The 16164-nt window shown below is 67.6% G+C and carries 10 protein-coding genes; 5 read left to right on the forward strand and 5 right to left on the reverse strand.

Annotation, left to right across the window (positions count from 1 at the left end; all coding sequences use genetic code 11):
* Positions 1-50 precede the first annotated feature (50 nt).
* A complete protein-coding gene (locus tag QZ471_RS03760) occupies positions 51-947 on the forward strand; it encodes a LysR substrate-binding domain-containing protein (RefSeq protein ID WP_295461006.1) in 897 nt (298 codons plus the stop codon).
* Here QZ471_RS03760 and QZ471_RS03765 read toward each other — a convergent pair.
* Positions 916-2682: a thiamine pyrophosphate-requiring protein gene (locus QZ471_RS03765; protein WP_295461008.1), complete on the reverse strand. Its 1767-nt coding sequence runs from the start codon at positions 2680-2682 to the stop codon at positions 916-918. The genes QZ471_RS03760 and QZ471_RS03765 overlap by 32 nt on opposite strands.
* A 111-nt stretch (positions 2683-2793) precedes the next feature.
* On the opposite strand from QZ471_RS03765, the gene prmB reads away from it, so the two are divergent.
* Positions 2794-3708, forward strand: coding sequence for a 50S ribosomal protein L3 N(5)-glutamine methyltransferase (prmB, locus tag QZ471_RS03770; RefSeq protein ID WP_295461010.1), 915 nt, complete (start codon positions 2794-2796; stop codon positions 3706-3708).
* 49 nt (positions 3709-3757) lie between these two features.
* Positions 3758-5071 (forward strand): DEAD/DEAH box helicase, encoded by a 1314-nt coding sequence (locus tag QZ471_RS03775; RefSeq protein ID WP_295461011.1) that lies wholly within the window; start codon positions 3758-3760, stop codon positions 5069-5071.
* 13 nt (positions 5072-5084) lie between these two features.
* Here QZ471_RS03775 and QZ471_RS03780 read toward each other — a convergent pair whose 3' ends face one another.
* The 4 genes from QZ471_RS03780 to QZ471_RS03795 all read right to left on the reverse strand — a co-directional run bounded on the left by QZ471_RS03780 (position 5085) and on the right by QZ471_RS03795 (position 10598).
* On the reverse strand, positions 5085-6917 hold the full coding sequence (locus tag QZ471_RS03780; protein WP_295461012.1) for an EAL domain-containing protein: 1833 nt from the start codon (positions 6915-6917) through the stop codon (positions 5085-5087).
* Positions 6918-7020: 103 nt separating this feature from the next.
* Positions 7021-7983: an L-histidine N(alpha)-methyltransferase gene (egtD, locus tag QZ471_RS03785; protein ID WP_295461014.1), complete on the reverse strand. Its 963-nt coding sequence runs from the start codon at positions 7981-7983 to the stop codon at positions 7021-7023.
* A gap of 3 nt (positions 7984-7986) precedes the next feature.
* Complete coding sequence (gene egtB / locus QZ471_RS03790; protein ID WP_295461016.1) at positions 7987-9270, reverse strand: ergothioneine biosynthesis protein EgtB; 1284 nt, start codon at positions 9268-9270, stop codon at positions 7987-7989.
* 98 nt (positions 9271-9368) lie between these two features.
* A complete protein-coding gene (locus tag QZ471_RS03795; protein WP_295461017.1) occupies positions 9369-10598 on the reverse strand; it encodes a carbohydrate porin in 1230 nt (409 codons plus the stop codon).
* A gap of 206 nt (positions 10599-10804) precedes the next feature.
* On the opposite strand from QZ471_RS03795, the gene QZ471_RS03800 reads away from it, so the two are divergent.
* Both QZ471_RS03800 and QZ471_RS03805 read left to right on the forward strand, forming a co-directional pair.
* Positions 10805-11749, forward strand: coding sequence for an NAD(P)-dependent oxidoreductase (locus tag QZ471_RS03800; RefSeq protein ID WP_295461018.1), 945 nt, complete (start codon positions 10805-10807; stop codon positions 11747-11749).
* Between the two features lie 53 nt (positions 11750-11802).
* Positions 11803-16158, forward strand: a complete 4356-nt coding sequence (locus QZ471_RS03805; protein WP_295461020.1) for a DEAD/DEAH box helicase — start codon at positions 11803-11805, stop codon at positions 16156-16158.
* The last annotated feature ends 6 nt before the right edge of the window (positions 16159-16164 follow it).

Below are 16164 nucleotides of genomic sequence, written 5' to 3' on the forward strand. Positions count from 1 at the left end.
ATTGGCGAACAATGGCGGTCCATTGATGATGTTTCGTGTCGAGTCAGCCCATGACCACTCTTAGCCCAGATGGATCGCCCCTGGATACGCTGCTGCTGCGGACCTTCGTCGCGGTGGTGGACCACGGCAGCTTCGTCGCGGCGGCGGATCGCCTCGCCCTCACGCCCTCGGCGATCAGCGGCCACATTCGCCGGCTCGAACACATGACCCAGGCGAGCCTCTTGCTGCGGACCACCCGGCGTCTGGAGCTGACCCAGGCCGGGGACACCCTTTACAGCTATGGTCGCAACATCCTGGAGTTGGAGCGCGAGGCCCGGGCACGGCTGCGTGGCACGCCCCTGAGCGGTCGTCTGCGGCTGGGCGCCTCAGAGGATTTCGCCAGCGCCTGGCTGCCGCAGGTACTGCAGCGCTTTCAGCGCGAACATCCGGCGGCGACGCTGGAACTCAAGGTGGGTATCACCGCCGATCTGCTCCGCCAGCAGGAGCGCGGACGCCTGGATCTGGTATTCGGCAAGCGTTGCCAGCGGATCGAGGAGGATGGCGAGCTGCTGTGGGAAGAGCCGCTGGCCTGGGCCTTCGCCAAGGACCGATCCCTGTCCCTGGAAGAGACGCTGCCCCTGGCGTTGTTTCCCGAATCCTGTGTGTATCGCGAGGCGGCTGTCGAGGCGCTCGGTCGGAGCGGTCATTCCTGGCGCGTGGTGTTCGAGAGCAGCAGCATGGCGGGTTGCCTGGCGGCGGCCCGGGCCGGCTTTGCCTTGACCGTCATCACCTATCGGCAGTGCGAAGAAGGGCTGCGCCTGCTGGGCCAGGACGAAGGTCTGCCGGAACTACCCAGGGCACGCTTCTATGCCTTCGTGGCCAAACCCAACCCGGCGGCCGCGCGTCTCATCGAGGCGGCGCGGCACGCCGGTAGCCTCAACGCAGCAACTGCCGCGCGCCCTGCTTGAGCATGTCCCAGCCATTGGCATCGCCGCGGGCGATGGAGCCGAGGAACGCCCGTGCCTGTTCGAAGCTGATGTGCGGCGGCAGCGGCGGTACGCTGGGGTCGGTGACGAATTCCAGCACCACCGGCCGATCCGCTTCGAAGGCCTGCTGCCAGGCGTCGGCCACCTCGTCCGGGCGATGGATGCGCAGGCCTTTGAAACCCAGCAATTCGCCGTAGCGGGCATAGGGGAAATCGAGCACGTCCTGGGCCGGGGCGAACTTGGGATCGCCGGCCAGGGCACGCTGCTCCCAGGTCACCTGGTTGAGGTCGCCGTTGTTGAGCACCATGACGATGAAGGTCGGATTGCTGAATCTCTTCCAGTACTGCTGCAGGGTGACCAGTTCGGCATTTCCGTTCATCTGCATGGCGCCGTCGCCCACCAGGGCGATCACCGGGCGATCCGGATGGGCGAACTTGGCCGCGATGGCATAGGGAATGCCGCAGCCCATGGTCGCCAGCTTGCCCGACAGCGACCCCAGCATCTGTCCGCTCATGCGGATGTCGCGGGCGTACCAGTTGGTGTGGGAACCGCTATCGCCGCAGAGGATGGCGTCCGGCGGCAGCTGGCTGGAGAGTTCATGGAACACCCGTTGCGGATTGATCGGATCGGCCGGCGCCAGGGCTCGCTGCTTGATCGACTTCCAGGAAGCGGCCACGCTCTCTTCGATTCGCGTCCGCCATTTCGCGTGGGGCTTGCTCTCCAGCAGCGGCAGCAGGCGCCTCAGGGTTTCCGCGGCGTCGCCCAGCAGGGGCTGCTCGATGGGATACCTCAGGCTGATGTTGCGCGCGTGCAGGTCGATCTGCACCGCCCTGGCCTGGCCTTCCTTGGGCAGGAATTCGGTGTAGGGAAAGGTCGAGCCGACGATCAGCAGGGTGTCGCATTCCTTCATCAGCAGGTCGCTGGCCTCGGTGCCGAGCAGGCCGATGGAGCCGGTGACATAGGGCAACTCGTCCGACAGTACCCCCTTGCCCAGCAGCGCCTTGGCCACCCCGGCGCTGAGCCTCTCCGCGACGGCCATCACCTCGCTACGCGCCTGCAGGGCGCCGGCGCCCACCAGCATCGCCACTTTCTGGCCGGCGTTGAGGATATCGGCGGCGGCCTGGAGATCGTCTTCCTGGGCATAGGGCCGCGGCGGGATGGCGCCGGCGCCGGACAGCACATTGGCGTGCTGGTGCGGTGGGCTTTCCACCGCCGGCAATTGCTGGATGTCGTTGGGGATGATCACCGTCGCCACCTGGCGCTCGGCGATGGCCACGCGGAAGGCGCGGTCGAGGACATGGCGCAGCTGTGCCGGGTGCACCACCGTCTCCACATAGGCGGAGACGTCCTTGAACAGACTGTGCAGATCGACTTCCTGCTGATAGTCGCTGCCCAGTGACGAGGCCGCCTGCTGGCCGACCAGGGCCACCACCGGCATATGGTCCATCTTGGCATCGTACAGGCCGTTGAGCAGATGGATGGCGCCCGGCCCGGAAGTGGCCAGGCAGACGCCCACCTCGCCGGTGAACTTGGCGTGGGCGCAGGCCATGAAGGCGGCCATCTCCTCGTGGCGCACCCGCACGTAGTCGAACCGGTCGGCCACCCGGCCCAGGGCGCCCATGATGCCGTTGATGCCATCGCCCGGATAACCGAAGACGCGTTCGACGTTCCACTGGCCAAGACGGTCCCAGAGATGGTCGGCTACGGTCTTGTTCATGATGTTCTCCTCGCTGAAGGTCTAGGGTTAGGAAGAAAGCCTCCGACGTTAAGTTCCTGCAGCCGGACCGGGCGCGGGTTAGAATGCGCGGCTGATCATCCGGAGCCTTTCATGAGCGAATCCCGCCTGCGCACCTTGCGCGACCACATCCGCTGGGCCGTCAGCCGTTTCCATGCCGAAGGGCTGTTCTTCGGCCATGGCTATGACAATGCCTGGGACGAGGCCCGCGCCCTGGTGCTGGGCGCCGTGCACCTGCCCTGGGACACCGCCGACCGCTACCTGGATTGCGCCCTGGAAGACGACGAGCGCTACGAACTCGGCGTGCTCCTGCACAAGCGTATCCAGGAGCGGGTGCCCACCGCCTATCTGCTCGGCGAGGCCTGGTTCTGCGGGCTGCCCTTCGTGGTCGACGAGCGGGTGCTGGTACCCCGTTCGCCCATCGGCGAGTTGATCGACGCCCGCTTCGAACCCTGGCTGCCGGCCGCGCCAGCGCGCATCCTCGATCTCTGCACCGGGTCCGGTTGCATCGGCATCGCCTGCGCCTATGCCTTCCCCGAGGCCGAGGTGGCCCTGGGCGATCTCTCCTACGACGCCCTGGAAGTGGCCTGGCAGAACATCGAGCGCCATGGTCTGGAAGACCGCGTCTACACCGTTCAGGGTGACGGCTTCGCCGGTCTGCCGGGGCAGCGCTTCGACCTGATCGTCAGCAATCCGCCCTATGTGGATGCCGAGGACTTCGCCGACATGCCCGCCGAATACCAGCACGAGCCCGCGCTGGGTCTGGCCTGTGGCGACGACGGCCTGGACTTGGTACGGCGGATGCTGGCCGAAGCGGCCGATCATCTTACCGAGCAGGGCATCCTGATCGTGGAAGTAGGCAACAGTCAGGTCCACGTCGAGGCGCTCTATCCGGAGGTCGATTTCACCTGGCTCGACTTCGAGCGTGGCGGCCATGGCGTCTTCCTGCTCGCCGCTGCCCAGTGCCGCGAGCACCAGGCGCTGTTCCGCAGCCGTCTGCTTCCCTGATCACCCGCGGTCGCCCGCGGCGGCCGCCTTTCGTTACCGAGGTTTACCCGTGTTTACCGAACTCGCTTTGCACGAGCGCCTGCTCAAGGCCCTCGACACCCTGGGCTTCAAGACGCCCACCCCGGTCCAGGCCGCCGCCGTGGGCCCGGCCCTGGCAGGTCATGACCTGCGTGTCACTGCGCGCACCGGCAGCGGCAAGACCGCCGCCTTCCTGCTGCCGCTGCTGGATCGCCTGCTCAAGGACCCCAAGCCCAAGTCTGGCGCCCGCGCCCTGATCCTGCTGCCGACCCGCGAGCTGGCACAGCAGACCGCCAAGGAAATCGAACGCTTCGGCCAGTTCACCTTCCTCAAGGCCGGCCTGGTGATCGGTGGCGAGGACTTCCGCGTCCAGGCCGCCGGCCTGCGCAAGAATCCGGAGATCCTGGTGGCCACTCCCGGCCGCCTGCTGGAGCAGCGCAACGCCGGTAACGTCGACCTGAAAGACATCGAGATGCTGGTGCTGGACGAAGCCGACCGCATGCTCGACATGGGCTTCTCCGAAGACGTGCTGCAGATCGCCGCCAGTTGCGAGCGTGAGGGTCGCCAGACCCTGCTGTTCTCCGCCACCGGCGGCGGCAACGCCCTGCGCCAGGTGGTCGAGCAGGTGCTGCGCGAGCCGCAGAATCTCCTGCTCGATCGTACCGGCGAACTGAACGAAGCCGTGGTGCAGCAGGTGATCCTGGCCGACGAGCCGCCGCACAAGGAACGTCTGCTGCAGTGGCTGCTGGCCAACGAGACCTATCGCAAGGCCATCGTCTTCACCAACACCAAGGTGCAGGCCGATCGTCTCACCGGGCGCCTGATCGCCGAGGGCCTCAAGGTCTTCGTGCTGCATGGCGACAAGGACACCAAGGATCGCAAGCTGGCCGTGGAGCGGCTGCAGAGCGGCGCGGTCAAGGTGCTGATCGCCACCGACGTGGCCGCCCGCGGCCTGGACGTCGAGGGCCTGGACCTGGTGATCAACTACGACCTGCCGCGTAGTGGCGATGAGTACGTCCACCGCATCGGTCGTACTGGCCGAGCGGGCGAGGCGGGGCTGGCGATTTCCTTCGTCACCCATGGCGACTGGAATCTGATGTCCAGCATCGAGCGCTATCTCAAGCTCAGATTCGAGCGCCGCCAGTTGCCGGGTCTCAAGGCCAGCTATAGCGGCCCGAAGAAGCTCAAGGCCTCGGGCAAGGCGGCGGGCGTCAAGAAGAAAAAGACCGAGGGCAAGAAGGACGGCAAGGCCAAGGCCAAACCCAAGTCGGAGCGTCGCCCGGGTGCCCTGGTACCCACCTCGGCCGATGGCTTCGCCCCGCCGCGCAAGCGCACGACGGAGTGAGGCTCGGGAGCGGTCAGTGCTTGGCCGCGCCGTCGAACAGCTGGAACACCGGCGCCCGGCGCGCCGGGCGCTGCAGGTCGGGTTGCTGTACCAGCAGCCAGGCCTGCAACTCGGGTTCGGCCATGGGCTTGCCAATCCAGAAGCCCTGACCCTCGTCGCAGCCCATGGCGAGCAGGCTGGCCAGGGCTTCGGCGGTCTCGATGCCCTCGGCGGTGATGCGGAAGCCCAGGTGATGGGACAGTTCGATCAGCGAGCTGACGATCAGCCGATCCTTGTCGCGATGGGGTAGCTCGCGCACGAAGCTGCCGTCGATCTTGATGGTGTCGGCGGGCAGTTCGCGCAGGTGCGACAGGTTGTTGTAGCCGGTGCCGAAGTCGTCGATGGCGATGCCGATGCCCAGCTCGCGCAGGGTGGCGAGCTGGCGATGGATCAGGGTGTCGTCACCCAGCAGGGCGTTCTCGGTAACTTCCAGCTCCAGCCGCCGCGGGCTGACCGGATAGCGCTGCAACAGCGCCACGGCCTGGTCGGCGAAGTCCGGATCGTTGAGGTCGTGGGCGGAAATGTTAATCGCCATGCCCAAGGTGCGGCCTTCGCGCTGCCAGCCGTAGGCCTGGGTGATGGCGGTGCGCAGCACCCAGCCACTCAGGGCAGTGATCAGCGCGGTCTTCTCCGCCAGCGGGATGAATTCCGCCGGGCTGACCGGGCCCAGGTGCGGATGCTGCCAACGCAGCAGCGCCTCGACGCTGTGGCAGCGCCCGGTGGCCAGGTCGATACGCGGTTGGTACACCAGGCTCAGCTGACCCTCACTGCGCAGGGCCTGGGGCAGGGCGCTAAGCAGGGCAAAGGCGCGGCGATAGGCGGCGTCATGCTGCGGATCGAAGTGGCGGCAGCCACGCATCTCGGCGCGGGCATCGTCGGCGGTGGCGATCAGGGCGCGCAGCCAGTCGGTCGGATGATCGTCGGTGAGGGACATCACCCCCAGCCCGAGGCGGGTCTGGATCGGGATGCCGTTGTAGTCGATCACCCCGGTCAGCTGCTGTTGCAGGTTTTCCAGCAAGGCCTGCTGGGCTGCCTCGTCGGTGTCGTGCAGCAGGAAGCCGAAGCGCGCCACACCCAGGCGATACAGCGGCTGGCCGTTGGGCAGCAAGCGCCGCAGGTGCTGCTTGATGGCCCGCTCCAGGCCATCGAGATGGGCCTGGCCCATGGCCTTGATGAAGTCGTTCAGATAGCTCTGGGCGAACAGGTCCGCAGCTACCGCGATCACCGCCTGGCCGTCGCGGGTCAAGGCTTCCGCGTCCTGGATGAAACGCTGGCCGTTGGGCGACTGGGTGACCGGGTCCCAATAGGCGCCCGTGCGCAGCAACTCGATGTGCTGGGCGGCGAGGTCCGCCAGTTGTTGCAGGATGAGCAGGCGGTCGGCGGGCAGGGCGGTACGGGGCTGCTGGGCGAAGAGGCACAGGCTGCCCAGCATCAGCCCTTCGGCGGTGCGGATCGGTGCGCCCAGGTAGAAGCGCACCTTGAGCGATTCGGTCACTGCCGGCAGGTGGGCGAAGCGCTCGTCGAGGGTGGTGTCCTCCACCTGCAGCGGCTGCGCCCGACCTTGCAAATGAATGCAGAAGGACGCTTCCCGGGGGACGGAGAACGGGCGGCAGCCGACCGTTGCCCGACAGTGCACGTCCTGGCCATCGAGGAAGCAGATCATGGCGTAGGGGGTATCGAACAGCTTGGCCGCCAGTTCCGTGATGTCCTGGAAGGCGCGGTCCGAAGGACGGTCGATCAAGGCAAGGTCGCGCAACAGGGCGAGACGCTGGCGTTCGTTGGCTGCAGTCAGAGGTGCAGGCTCCATGGCGTCTTCCCGATACGCTGTAGTAGCAGATTGCTACTTAGAGCGTGATCGGGTCGAGAGTTCCCTTGCGTCGGCCGTCACGGCAACTGGTTTCCCAGGCAGCTCAGGCGGCGAAGTAGAAGACGGCGAACAGCTGGGCCGGGTCCGTCCAGACCCGCAGCTGTCTAAACCCAGCGTCTTCGGCCAGGGCGCGGAACCCCTCCAGGCTGTATTTGTAAGAATTTTCGGTATGCAGTCGTTCGCCGGCGCGGAAGGTGAAACGGCGGTCCTCCAGACGCACGGTCTGGTCGCGGGTACTGACCAGGTGCATCTCGATGCGCGAGGCGACGGGATCGAAGAAGGCCAGATGACGGAAGCGGGTCGGGTCCAGGTCGGTATCGAGTTCGCGGCGGATGCGTTCGAGCAGATTGAGGTTGAACTGGGCGGTGACTCCGGCCGCATCGTTATAGGCCGCGTCCAGGCGCGCCTGGTCCTTGATCAGGTCCACGCCGATCAGCAGGCCGCCCGTTTCTGGCAGCATCCGATGCAGGTTGCGCAGGAAGACACCAGCCTCTTCGGGGGTGAAGTTGCCGATGCTGGAACCGGGAAAGAAGGCCACCGGACGCAGCCCGTCGAGGCTGTCGGGCAGAGTCATCGGCCGGCAGAAGTCGGCGCAGGCGGCGCTGACGTCCAGCCAGGGATAGTCCGCGGCCAGGCGCTGGGTGCTGGCCAGCAGGAAGTCCCGGGAGATGTCGATGCCCAGGTAACCCACCGGGCGCATGGCTTCCAGCAGCAGGCGCACCTTGCGACTGGCGCCACTGCCCAGTTCCACCAGGGCCGCGTCGCGTCCGGCCAGGCGAGCGATCTCGCCACTGGCCGCCGTGAGGATGGCCTCCTCGGTGCGCGTGGGGTAGTACTCGGGCTGGCGGGTGATGGCCTCGAACAGCTCCGAGCCGCGCTGATCGTAGAAGTACTTGGGCGGCAGCGCCTTGGGGGTCTGGGCAAAGCCCTGAAGCACATCGTCCCGCAGCGAGCTGTCGGCGACGTCCACCGGTTGCTGATCGAAGAAGCGCACGGCAAGGGCCATGGGTCAGACCTCTCTGGCCAAGCGCAGACCGGAGAACTGCCAGCGCATGGTGGGATAGAAGAAGTTGCGATAGGAGGCGCGCACATGGTCCTGAGGGGTCGCACAGCAGCCGCCGCGCAGGACCATCTGGCCGGACATGAACTTGCCGTTGTATTCGCCCAGGCTGCCCGGCAGCGGCTTGAAGCCGGGATAGGGGCGGAAGGCGCTGCCGGTCCACTCCCAAACGTCGCCGAATAGCTGACGCATGCCCTGGCCCGCGCTGGCGATGGGCTGCAGGTGATCCTGGTCGACGAAGTTGCCCTGGATCGGTTGGCGCGCCGCCACGGTTTCCCATTCCGCCTCGGTGGGCAGCCGGGCTCCGGCCCAGCTGGCGTAGGCATCGGCTTCGTAGAAGCTCAGGTGGCAGACCGGTGCGGACGGGTCCACCGGGGTCAGGCCACCCAGGGTGAAGTTATGCCAGACCCCGTCCAGCTTCTCCCAGTACAGCGGCGCCTGCCAGCCGAGGGTGCGGATGGCCGCGGCGCCATCTGACAGCCAGAGATCGCTGCGGGAGTAGCCGTTGTCCTCGATGAAGGCCAGGTATTCGCCATTGGTGATCAGTCGATCGGCCAGCTGGAAGTCGTCGACGAACTGCCGATGCACCGGCGTCTCGCAATCGAAGGCGAAGCCGTCGCCGCCATGGCCGACATGGCGAACGCCGCCCGGATGCGCTTCCCAACCCAGGGGCGCGACCGCGGCCGCGGGGCCCTTGGCCAGGTCGGCGCGATAGACCGGGTGCAGGGGGTTCTGCGCCAGGATGTGCTTGATGTCCATGAGCAGCAATTCCTGGTGCTGCTGCTCGTGGTGCAGACCCAGCTCCAGGCGCCGGGCGATCTCGGCGGCATGCTCGGCCGGCGGAGCGCTGAGCAACTCGGCCATGGCCTCGTCGACCGCGGCGCGAAAGCGATAGACGTCGTCCACGCCCGGTCGCGACAGGTGCCCGCGGGCCGCCCGGGGGAAGGGCTTGCCGTGGGTCTCGTAATAGGAGTTGAACAGGTAGTCGTAGGCCGGATTGGGCGTCTGGTAGTCCTTGAGGAAGGGCTTGAGGATGAAGGCCTCGAAGAACCAGGTGACGTGGGCCAGGTGCCATTTCGGCGGACTGACGTCGGCCATGCTCTGGATGACGTAATCCTCGACGGTGAGCGGGGCGCAGAGCGCCTCGCTGGCCCGGCGTACGCGCTGGAAGCGCTCGAGCAGGGTGTTGGCGGTGTCACTCGCTGCGGGCAGCTCGCGGGCGAGAGGATTCATGGCGTTCTCCCTGGTCGGCCTTTTGGTAGTCAGGAAACCGACCGGGCGGCATAAGTTTAGTTCGCCCGGTTATGACGGGCGGTCTCGCTTACGCGGGCTTACCACCAGGTTTCCAGCTGCACGCCGAAGTTGTTGCCATGGCGGGCGTCGCCGAAGGCGCCGCTGTCGGACAGCGCCGTACCGGCCACTGCAGCATCCTGGGCACCGCGGTTCCAGCTGGCGTAGGTCCAGTAGAGGCGGATCTCCGGACGGTCCATCAACCCCATGCCGCCCAGCGCCAGGGTCGGGGCGACGGTGACCTTGTTCAGCTTGCGGGTGGCGCCGCTGTCGGGATGGATCTGGTCATGGCCGAATTCCACCTGCAGCTTGAATAGCCGGGTGAAGGCGTAGCTGGGCCGCACACCGAAGGAATACCAGGTCTGGCCGCCATCGCCGGGGGCGCGGTCGCGCTGGTAGAGCGCCAGCAATTGGCCACCGAAGCGCGGGGTGAGTTGCCAGCGCGGCGATTCGAGGATGCGCAGGCTTTCGTAGTCCCGGTCGGCGGTCAGGCTGCCGGTGGCACCCAGGCCGGTACCCGGACCGCGGCCGTATTGCACGGTGAAGACGTTGACCCCGCCAAAGAATTGCGCCTGCTTGTGCTCGGCGGTGGCCGACCAGCCGCTGTGGGCGTTCTGGACCTGGCCCGCGCGCTGGATGTAGGACAGCCCCAGTTCGATCTCGCCACCGGGATTGGTCTTGATGCCGCCCAGGTTCAGGTCGTGGCGGTTGGCCTTGTCCGGCTGGTCGATGTTGTCCTCGCGACTGAAGGCGTAGCTCAGCCGCAGGCCGCTGTCGCCCAGACCGTAGTCCTCCACGCCGAAACCGGTACCGCTCGGATTCCAGTAGTAGAAGTCGTTGATATGGATGTCGTGACGCTTGTAGTAACGGCGCCCGGCCCAGAGGCCACCGCCATTGAGCGCCGGCAGGCTGAGACTGGTCCAGAGCTGCGGCAGGCGCACGTTGCCGTTGTCGCCACTGAAGGTGGGGGTCTGGTCGTAGACGTTGTAGAGGCTGGCCATGCCGTGCACCTTGAGTTCGGTGCCATCGACGCCCTTGTACAGCGTCTGGTGCAGTTCGAGTTCCCAGTAGGTCTCGCATTCGTTGCCCAGGCGGTACTTGGCCGGTGCCCCGGGCAGCTGGAAGCAGCTCTGCTTGCCGCCTTCGGCGGAACCGCCGACGCCCACCCGCCCGTAGCCGCTGAATTCCAGCGCCGTGGCGGTCAGCGGCAGGCTGCCGGCAAGGAAGGCAAGACAGCAGGTGGTGCCGGCCTGGCGGAGAACTCTGGTCATCCCGAAAATCCCTGTGTGGTTGGCGGACGCCGATCGGACCTGGGTAAGGTTCGACAAGTTGCGCTAATTTCCAAGCCGATCAAGGACTTGGCTTGGTTCGGAGGCACTGACGAAGACCGCCGAAAGCGGCAGCCTAAAGAGAATGGTTGACGACCACGGCTCCTGCTGGCGACGCTTGGGTTTTCGGCCAGGGAAAGTGTTGCAAGATGAAACCGACGTTGCTGATGGCCCCGCAATTGCCTCAGGGGCTGGTCGCCCAGCTCGAAGCCCACTACCGGGTGCTGGGTCCCTTTCCCTCCGCCGATCCCGCGGCGCTGCCGGCGGGGGCCGAGGAGGCCGTGGCGCTGCTGACCATCGGCGGCCTGCCGACCCGCGCCGCGCTGCTGGACGCCCTGCCGGCGCTGCGGCTGGTGGCTTGCTACGGTACCGGCTACGAAGGGGTGGAACTGGATGCCTGCCGCGCCCGTGGCATCGCCGTGACCACCGCCGGCGACGCCAATGCCACCGCCGTGGCCGAGTTCGCCTTCGGTCTGATCCTGGCCAGCGCGCGGCGCCTGCTGCAGGGCGATGCCTTCGTCCGCAGTGGCCGCTGGCAGGGCAACGCCGTCGAGCGCATGCCCCAGGTTCCGGGCCTGGCCGGCCGCCGGCTGGGTATCTATGGCCTCGGCGAGATCGGCCGGCGCATCGCCCGGCGCGGCGAGGCCTTCGACATGGAGATCGGCTATTTCAACCGCTCGCCCCGTGTCGATTCGGCCTATGCCTATCACGGCAGTCTGCTGGAGCTGGCGCGCTGGAGCGATGTGCTGGTGGTGGCGGTCCGCGCCAGCGCCGAGACCGTCGGTGCGGTGAATGCCGAGGTGCTGGCCGCGCTCGGCGCGGAAGGCCATCTGGTCAATATTTCCCGCGGCAGCGTGGTCGACGAAGACGCCCTGGCCGATGCCCTGGAGCAGAAGGTGATCGCCGGCGCGGCGCTGGACGTCTTCGCCCGCGAACCCGAGGTGCCCGAGCGCCTACGCCAGCAGCCCAACCTGGTGCTCAGCCCCCATGTGGCCGCCAACGCCGCCTCGGCCCAGCAGGCTCAGCAAGAGGTGATGCTGGCCAATATCGCGGCCATGCTCCAGGGCGGTGAGCTGCGCAATCGCATCGCCTGAGCCGCCGGTCGGCTTGGGTTGTGGCCCCTGGTGGCCACTCCCATATTGGGTGCATGACCTCGAACTCGCCTGCCGCCGTCCTGGCGGACTTCCACGAAGCGCCCCGCAGCTGGTTCACGATGCGCTTTCCCGCCCCGACCGAGGCGCAGCGGCAGGCTTGGCCGGCCATTCGCGCCGGCGCCTCGGTACTGGTGGCGGCGCCGACTGGCTCGGGCAAGACGCTGACCGCCTTCTTCGCCGTGCTGGATGGCCTGGTGCAGGAGGCGTTGCAGGAGGGCGGCCTGCCCGAGGCCTGCCTGTGGCTCTATGTGTCGCCGCTCAAGGCCCTGTCCAACGACATCCGCCTCAATCTCGAAGAACCCCTGGCCGGTATCAGCGCAGCGCTGGAATCGCGGGGGTTGCCGTCGCTGGCGTTGCGTACCGCGGTACGCACTGGCGATACCCCGCAGAAGGAGCGGGCCGCCATGCGCCGTCGGCCGCCCCATCTGCTGGTCACCACGCCGGAATCCCTCTACGTATTGCTCGGCTCGGATTCCGGTCGACGAATGCTGGCCAGCGTGCGCGGCGTCATCGTCGACGAGATTCATGCCATTGCCGATGGCAAGCGGGGTAGTCACCTCACGCTCAGCCTGGCGCGCCTGGAGGCCCTCACAGGTCGTCCGCTGCAGCGCATCGGCCTGTCCGCCACCCAGAAACCCCTGGCCGCCGTGGCCGCCTTCCTGGTCGGGCGCGATGCCCAGGGGCAGCTCCGCCCCTGTACCGTCATCGATATCGGCCACCAGCGCGCCCGCGACCTGGCGCTTGAAGTGCCGCCCATTCCCCTGGCGGCGCTGCTGTCGACCCAGGCCTGGGAGCTCATCTACGACCGTCTGGCCGAGCTGGCCGAGACGCACCGCACCACCCTGGTGTTCGTTAACACCCGTCGGCTGGCCGAGCGCATGGCGCGTCAGCTGTCGGATCGCCTCGGCCCTACCCAGGTCGCTGCCCACCACGGCAGCCTGGCCAAGGAGCAGCGGCTGGACGCCGAGCAGCGCCTCAAGCGCGGCGAGTTGCGCCTGCTGCTGGCGACCGCCTCCCTGGAGCTGGGCATCGACATCGGCGATGTCGACCTGGTCTGCCAGATCGGCTCTCCAGGCTCCATCGCTGCCTTCCTGCAACGGGTCGGCCGCGCCAATCACCAGGTGGGCGGCCTGCCCAAGGGACGGCTGTTTCCCACCTCCCGCGACGACCTGGTGGAATGCGTGGCCCTGCTCGACTGCGTACGGCGTGGCGAGCTGGATACCCTGCACATCCCCGTGGCGCCCCTGGACGTGCTGGCCCAGCAACTGGTGGCCGAGGTCGCCTGCCAGGAGTGGTCGGAAGCAGGCCTGCTGGCCGTGCTGCGCCAGGCCGAGCCCTATGCCGAGTTGAGCGAGGCCGACTACCGGGCCGTCGTGGAGATGCTCAGCCAGGGCTATACGGATCGGCGCGGTCCGCGCGCTGCCTATGTGCATCGGGACGCGGTCAACGGCCTGCTGCGCGGTCGCCGCGGCGGCAAGGCGACCGCCGTGATGAGCGGCGGCACCATCCCGGAGAGCGGCGACTTCAGTGTGCTGCTGGAACCCCAGGGCCATACCGTCGGCAGCGTCAACGAGGATTTCGCCTTCGAAAGCCTGGTGGGCGACGTCTTCCAGCTGGGCAACACCGCCTACCGCATCGTCAAGATCGAAGGTAGCAAGGTGCGGGTGGAGGACGCCAAGGGGCAGCCGCCCAACATTCCCTTCTGGCACGGCGAGGCCCCGGGGCGTAGCGACGAATTGTCGGCCGGTCTCGCCCGCCTGCGAGCGGAGCTCGAACCCCTGCTGCCCGCTCAGGACGAGCCCCCGGAACCTGCCATCGCCCGCATTAGCGCGGCCTATGAACTGGAGGAGGGCGCTGCCCGCCAGCTGGTGGATTACCTGGGACGAGCGCGCCAGGCACTGGGCGCCTTGCCGACCCAGCAGACCCTGGTGATGGAGCGCTTCTTCGACCAGGCCGGCGGCATGCAACTGATCATCCATGCGCCCTTCGGCAGCCGCATCAACCGCGCCTGGGGCCTGGCCCTGCGCAAGAGATTCTGCCGCCACTTCAATGTCGAGCTGCAGGCGGCGGCGACCGAGAACGCCCTGATCCTGTCGCTGGCCACCAGCCACAGCTTCGTGCTCGACGAGGTCTGGCGCTACCTGCACCCGGCCACCGCGGAGCAGGTGCTGATCCAGGCGCTGCTCGATGCCCCCCTGTTCGCCGTACGCTGGCGCTGGAACGCCACCACGGCCCTGGCCCTGCCGCGCTTCAGCGGCGGGCGCAAGGTGGCTACCCAGGTGCAGCGCACGCGCAGCGAAGACCTGCTGGCCACGGTCTTTCCCGATCAGGTGGCCTGCCTGGAAAATCTCGCTGGCGAACGCCAGGTGCCGGAGCATCCGCTGGTCCGCCAGACCCTCGACGACTGCCTGCACGAATCCCTCGACAGCCGCGGCTGGTTGGCCTTGCTGGAGCGCATCACCCAGGGACAACTGACCCTGCTGACCCGGGATCTGCCGGGGCCTTCGCCGCTGGCTGCCGAGGTGCTCACGGCCAAGCCCTATGCCTATCTGGACGACGCGCCTGTCGAGGAGCGCCGGACCCTCGCCGTGCACAATCGCCGCTTCGGCGGTGCCGATCCCGATGACCTCGGCGCCCTGGACCCGGCGGCCATCGCGCTGGTCCGGGAGGAGGCCTGGCCGCGGGTGGAGACCGCCGATGACCTGCATGAAGCCCTGCTGGGCGTAGGTTTTCTAACCGAGGCGGAAATGGCGTCGTATCGGCCCCAGGCCAGGCAACTGACCAAGGCCGGGCGAGCCGGTTGCCTGCAGTTGCCGGAGGTGAATCTCTGGATCGCCGCGGAACGCCTGCCGCTGTTCCAGCGGCTGTTTCCCGCGGCGTCCATCGAGCCGGCGCTCAGCTCACCGCCAGGTTTCATGGCGCCCGCCGATGCCGAGGCGGTCTTGGTGGAGCTGATGCGCGCGCGGCTTACCGCGTTGGGACCGGTGGCCCAGGTCGACTTGGCCGCGAGCCTTGGCCTGTCGCCGGAGCACCTCACTCCCGCGCTGCTGGCGCTGCAAGGCGAGGGATATGTATTGCAGGGCCACTTCACCGCCGAGACCCAGGCGGTCGAATGGTGCGAGCGTCATCTGCTGGCGCGTATCCATCGCTATACCCTGGGCCGCTTGCGCAAGGCCATCGAACCTGTGGCCCTGGCCGACTACCTGAGATTCCTGCTGGAACATCACCATCTGGCCGGGCCGGCCACCTTGCGTGGTGGCGAAGCCTTGGAGCAGGTCGTTGGCTTGCTGGAAGGCTTCGAAGTGGCTGCCGCGGGCTGGGAAGGCGAGATCCTGCCCAGTCGCCTGCCGGACTACCTGTTCACCGGTCTCGACGACCTCTGCCGTACCGGGCGGGTGGTCTGGCTGCGCCTGCCGCAAGCGGGCCGAGGCGGCGGACCGGTCAAGGGTTCGCCCATCGTCCTGCTGCCGCGGCGGCACCTGGCGGACTGGAGCCGCCTGGGTGCACCGCCCGCCCCCGACGCGCTGTCACCCAAGGCGCAGCGAGTGCTGGAAATACTGACCCGCCGGGGCGCATCCTTCTTCGACGAACTGCTGAGCGAAGCACGGCTCCTGCGCAGCGAGCTGGAAACGGCCTTGGGCGAGCTGGTTGGCGCCGGCGCGGTCAACGCCGACAGCTTCGCCGGTCTGCGGGCCCTGCTGCTGCCGGCGGCCAAACGGGGCAGCCGGACCGGTTCGCGCCGCGGACGGATGCCGCTCTACGGAGGCATGGACGACGCCGGTCGTTGGGCTGCCCTGCGGCCAGCCGAGGCACCGATCGAAGAGCGGCTGCCGGAGGCCCTGCTGGAACGCCTGGTATGGGTATTGTTGCATCGCTATGGCGTGCTCTGCTGGCAGTTGCTGCAACGCGAGAGTGCGGTGCTGCCACCCTGGCGCGATCTGCTACGCGCCTGCCATCGTCTGGAGGCTCGGGGCGAGATTCGCGGCGGTCGCTTCATCGCCGGTCTTTCCGGCGAACAATTCGCCGATCCCGTAGCCATCGCGCCCCTGCGGGAGTGGCGCCAACGTCCGGCAGCGGACAGTTGGGTGACCGTTTCGGCGCTGGACCCGCTCAATCTCGTAGGCACCCTGTTGCCAGGCGCCAAGGTGCCGGCCATGGCCGGCAACCGGCTGCTCTATCGCGATGGCGTACCCGTAGCGGCGCGCATCGCCGGCGAGGTCAGGTGGCTAGTAGAGCTGTCGCCCCAGGACCAGACGCGGGCGCGGCAGGCGCTGCAGCAACTGGGGCGGGAACGGTCGCGCAGCGACGCCCTGGGCCGCCCGGCACTGGGCGTGCCGAGCAGCGGCTGACCAGCG

Source organism: uncultured Pseudomonas sp., assembly GCF_913774235.1.
Taxonomy (GTDB): Bacteria; Pseudomonadota; Gammaproteobacteria; order Pseudomonadales; family Pseudomonadaceae; genus Chryseomonas.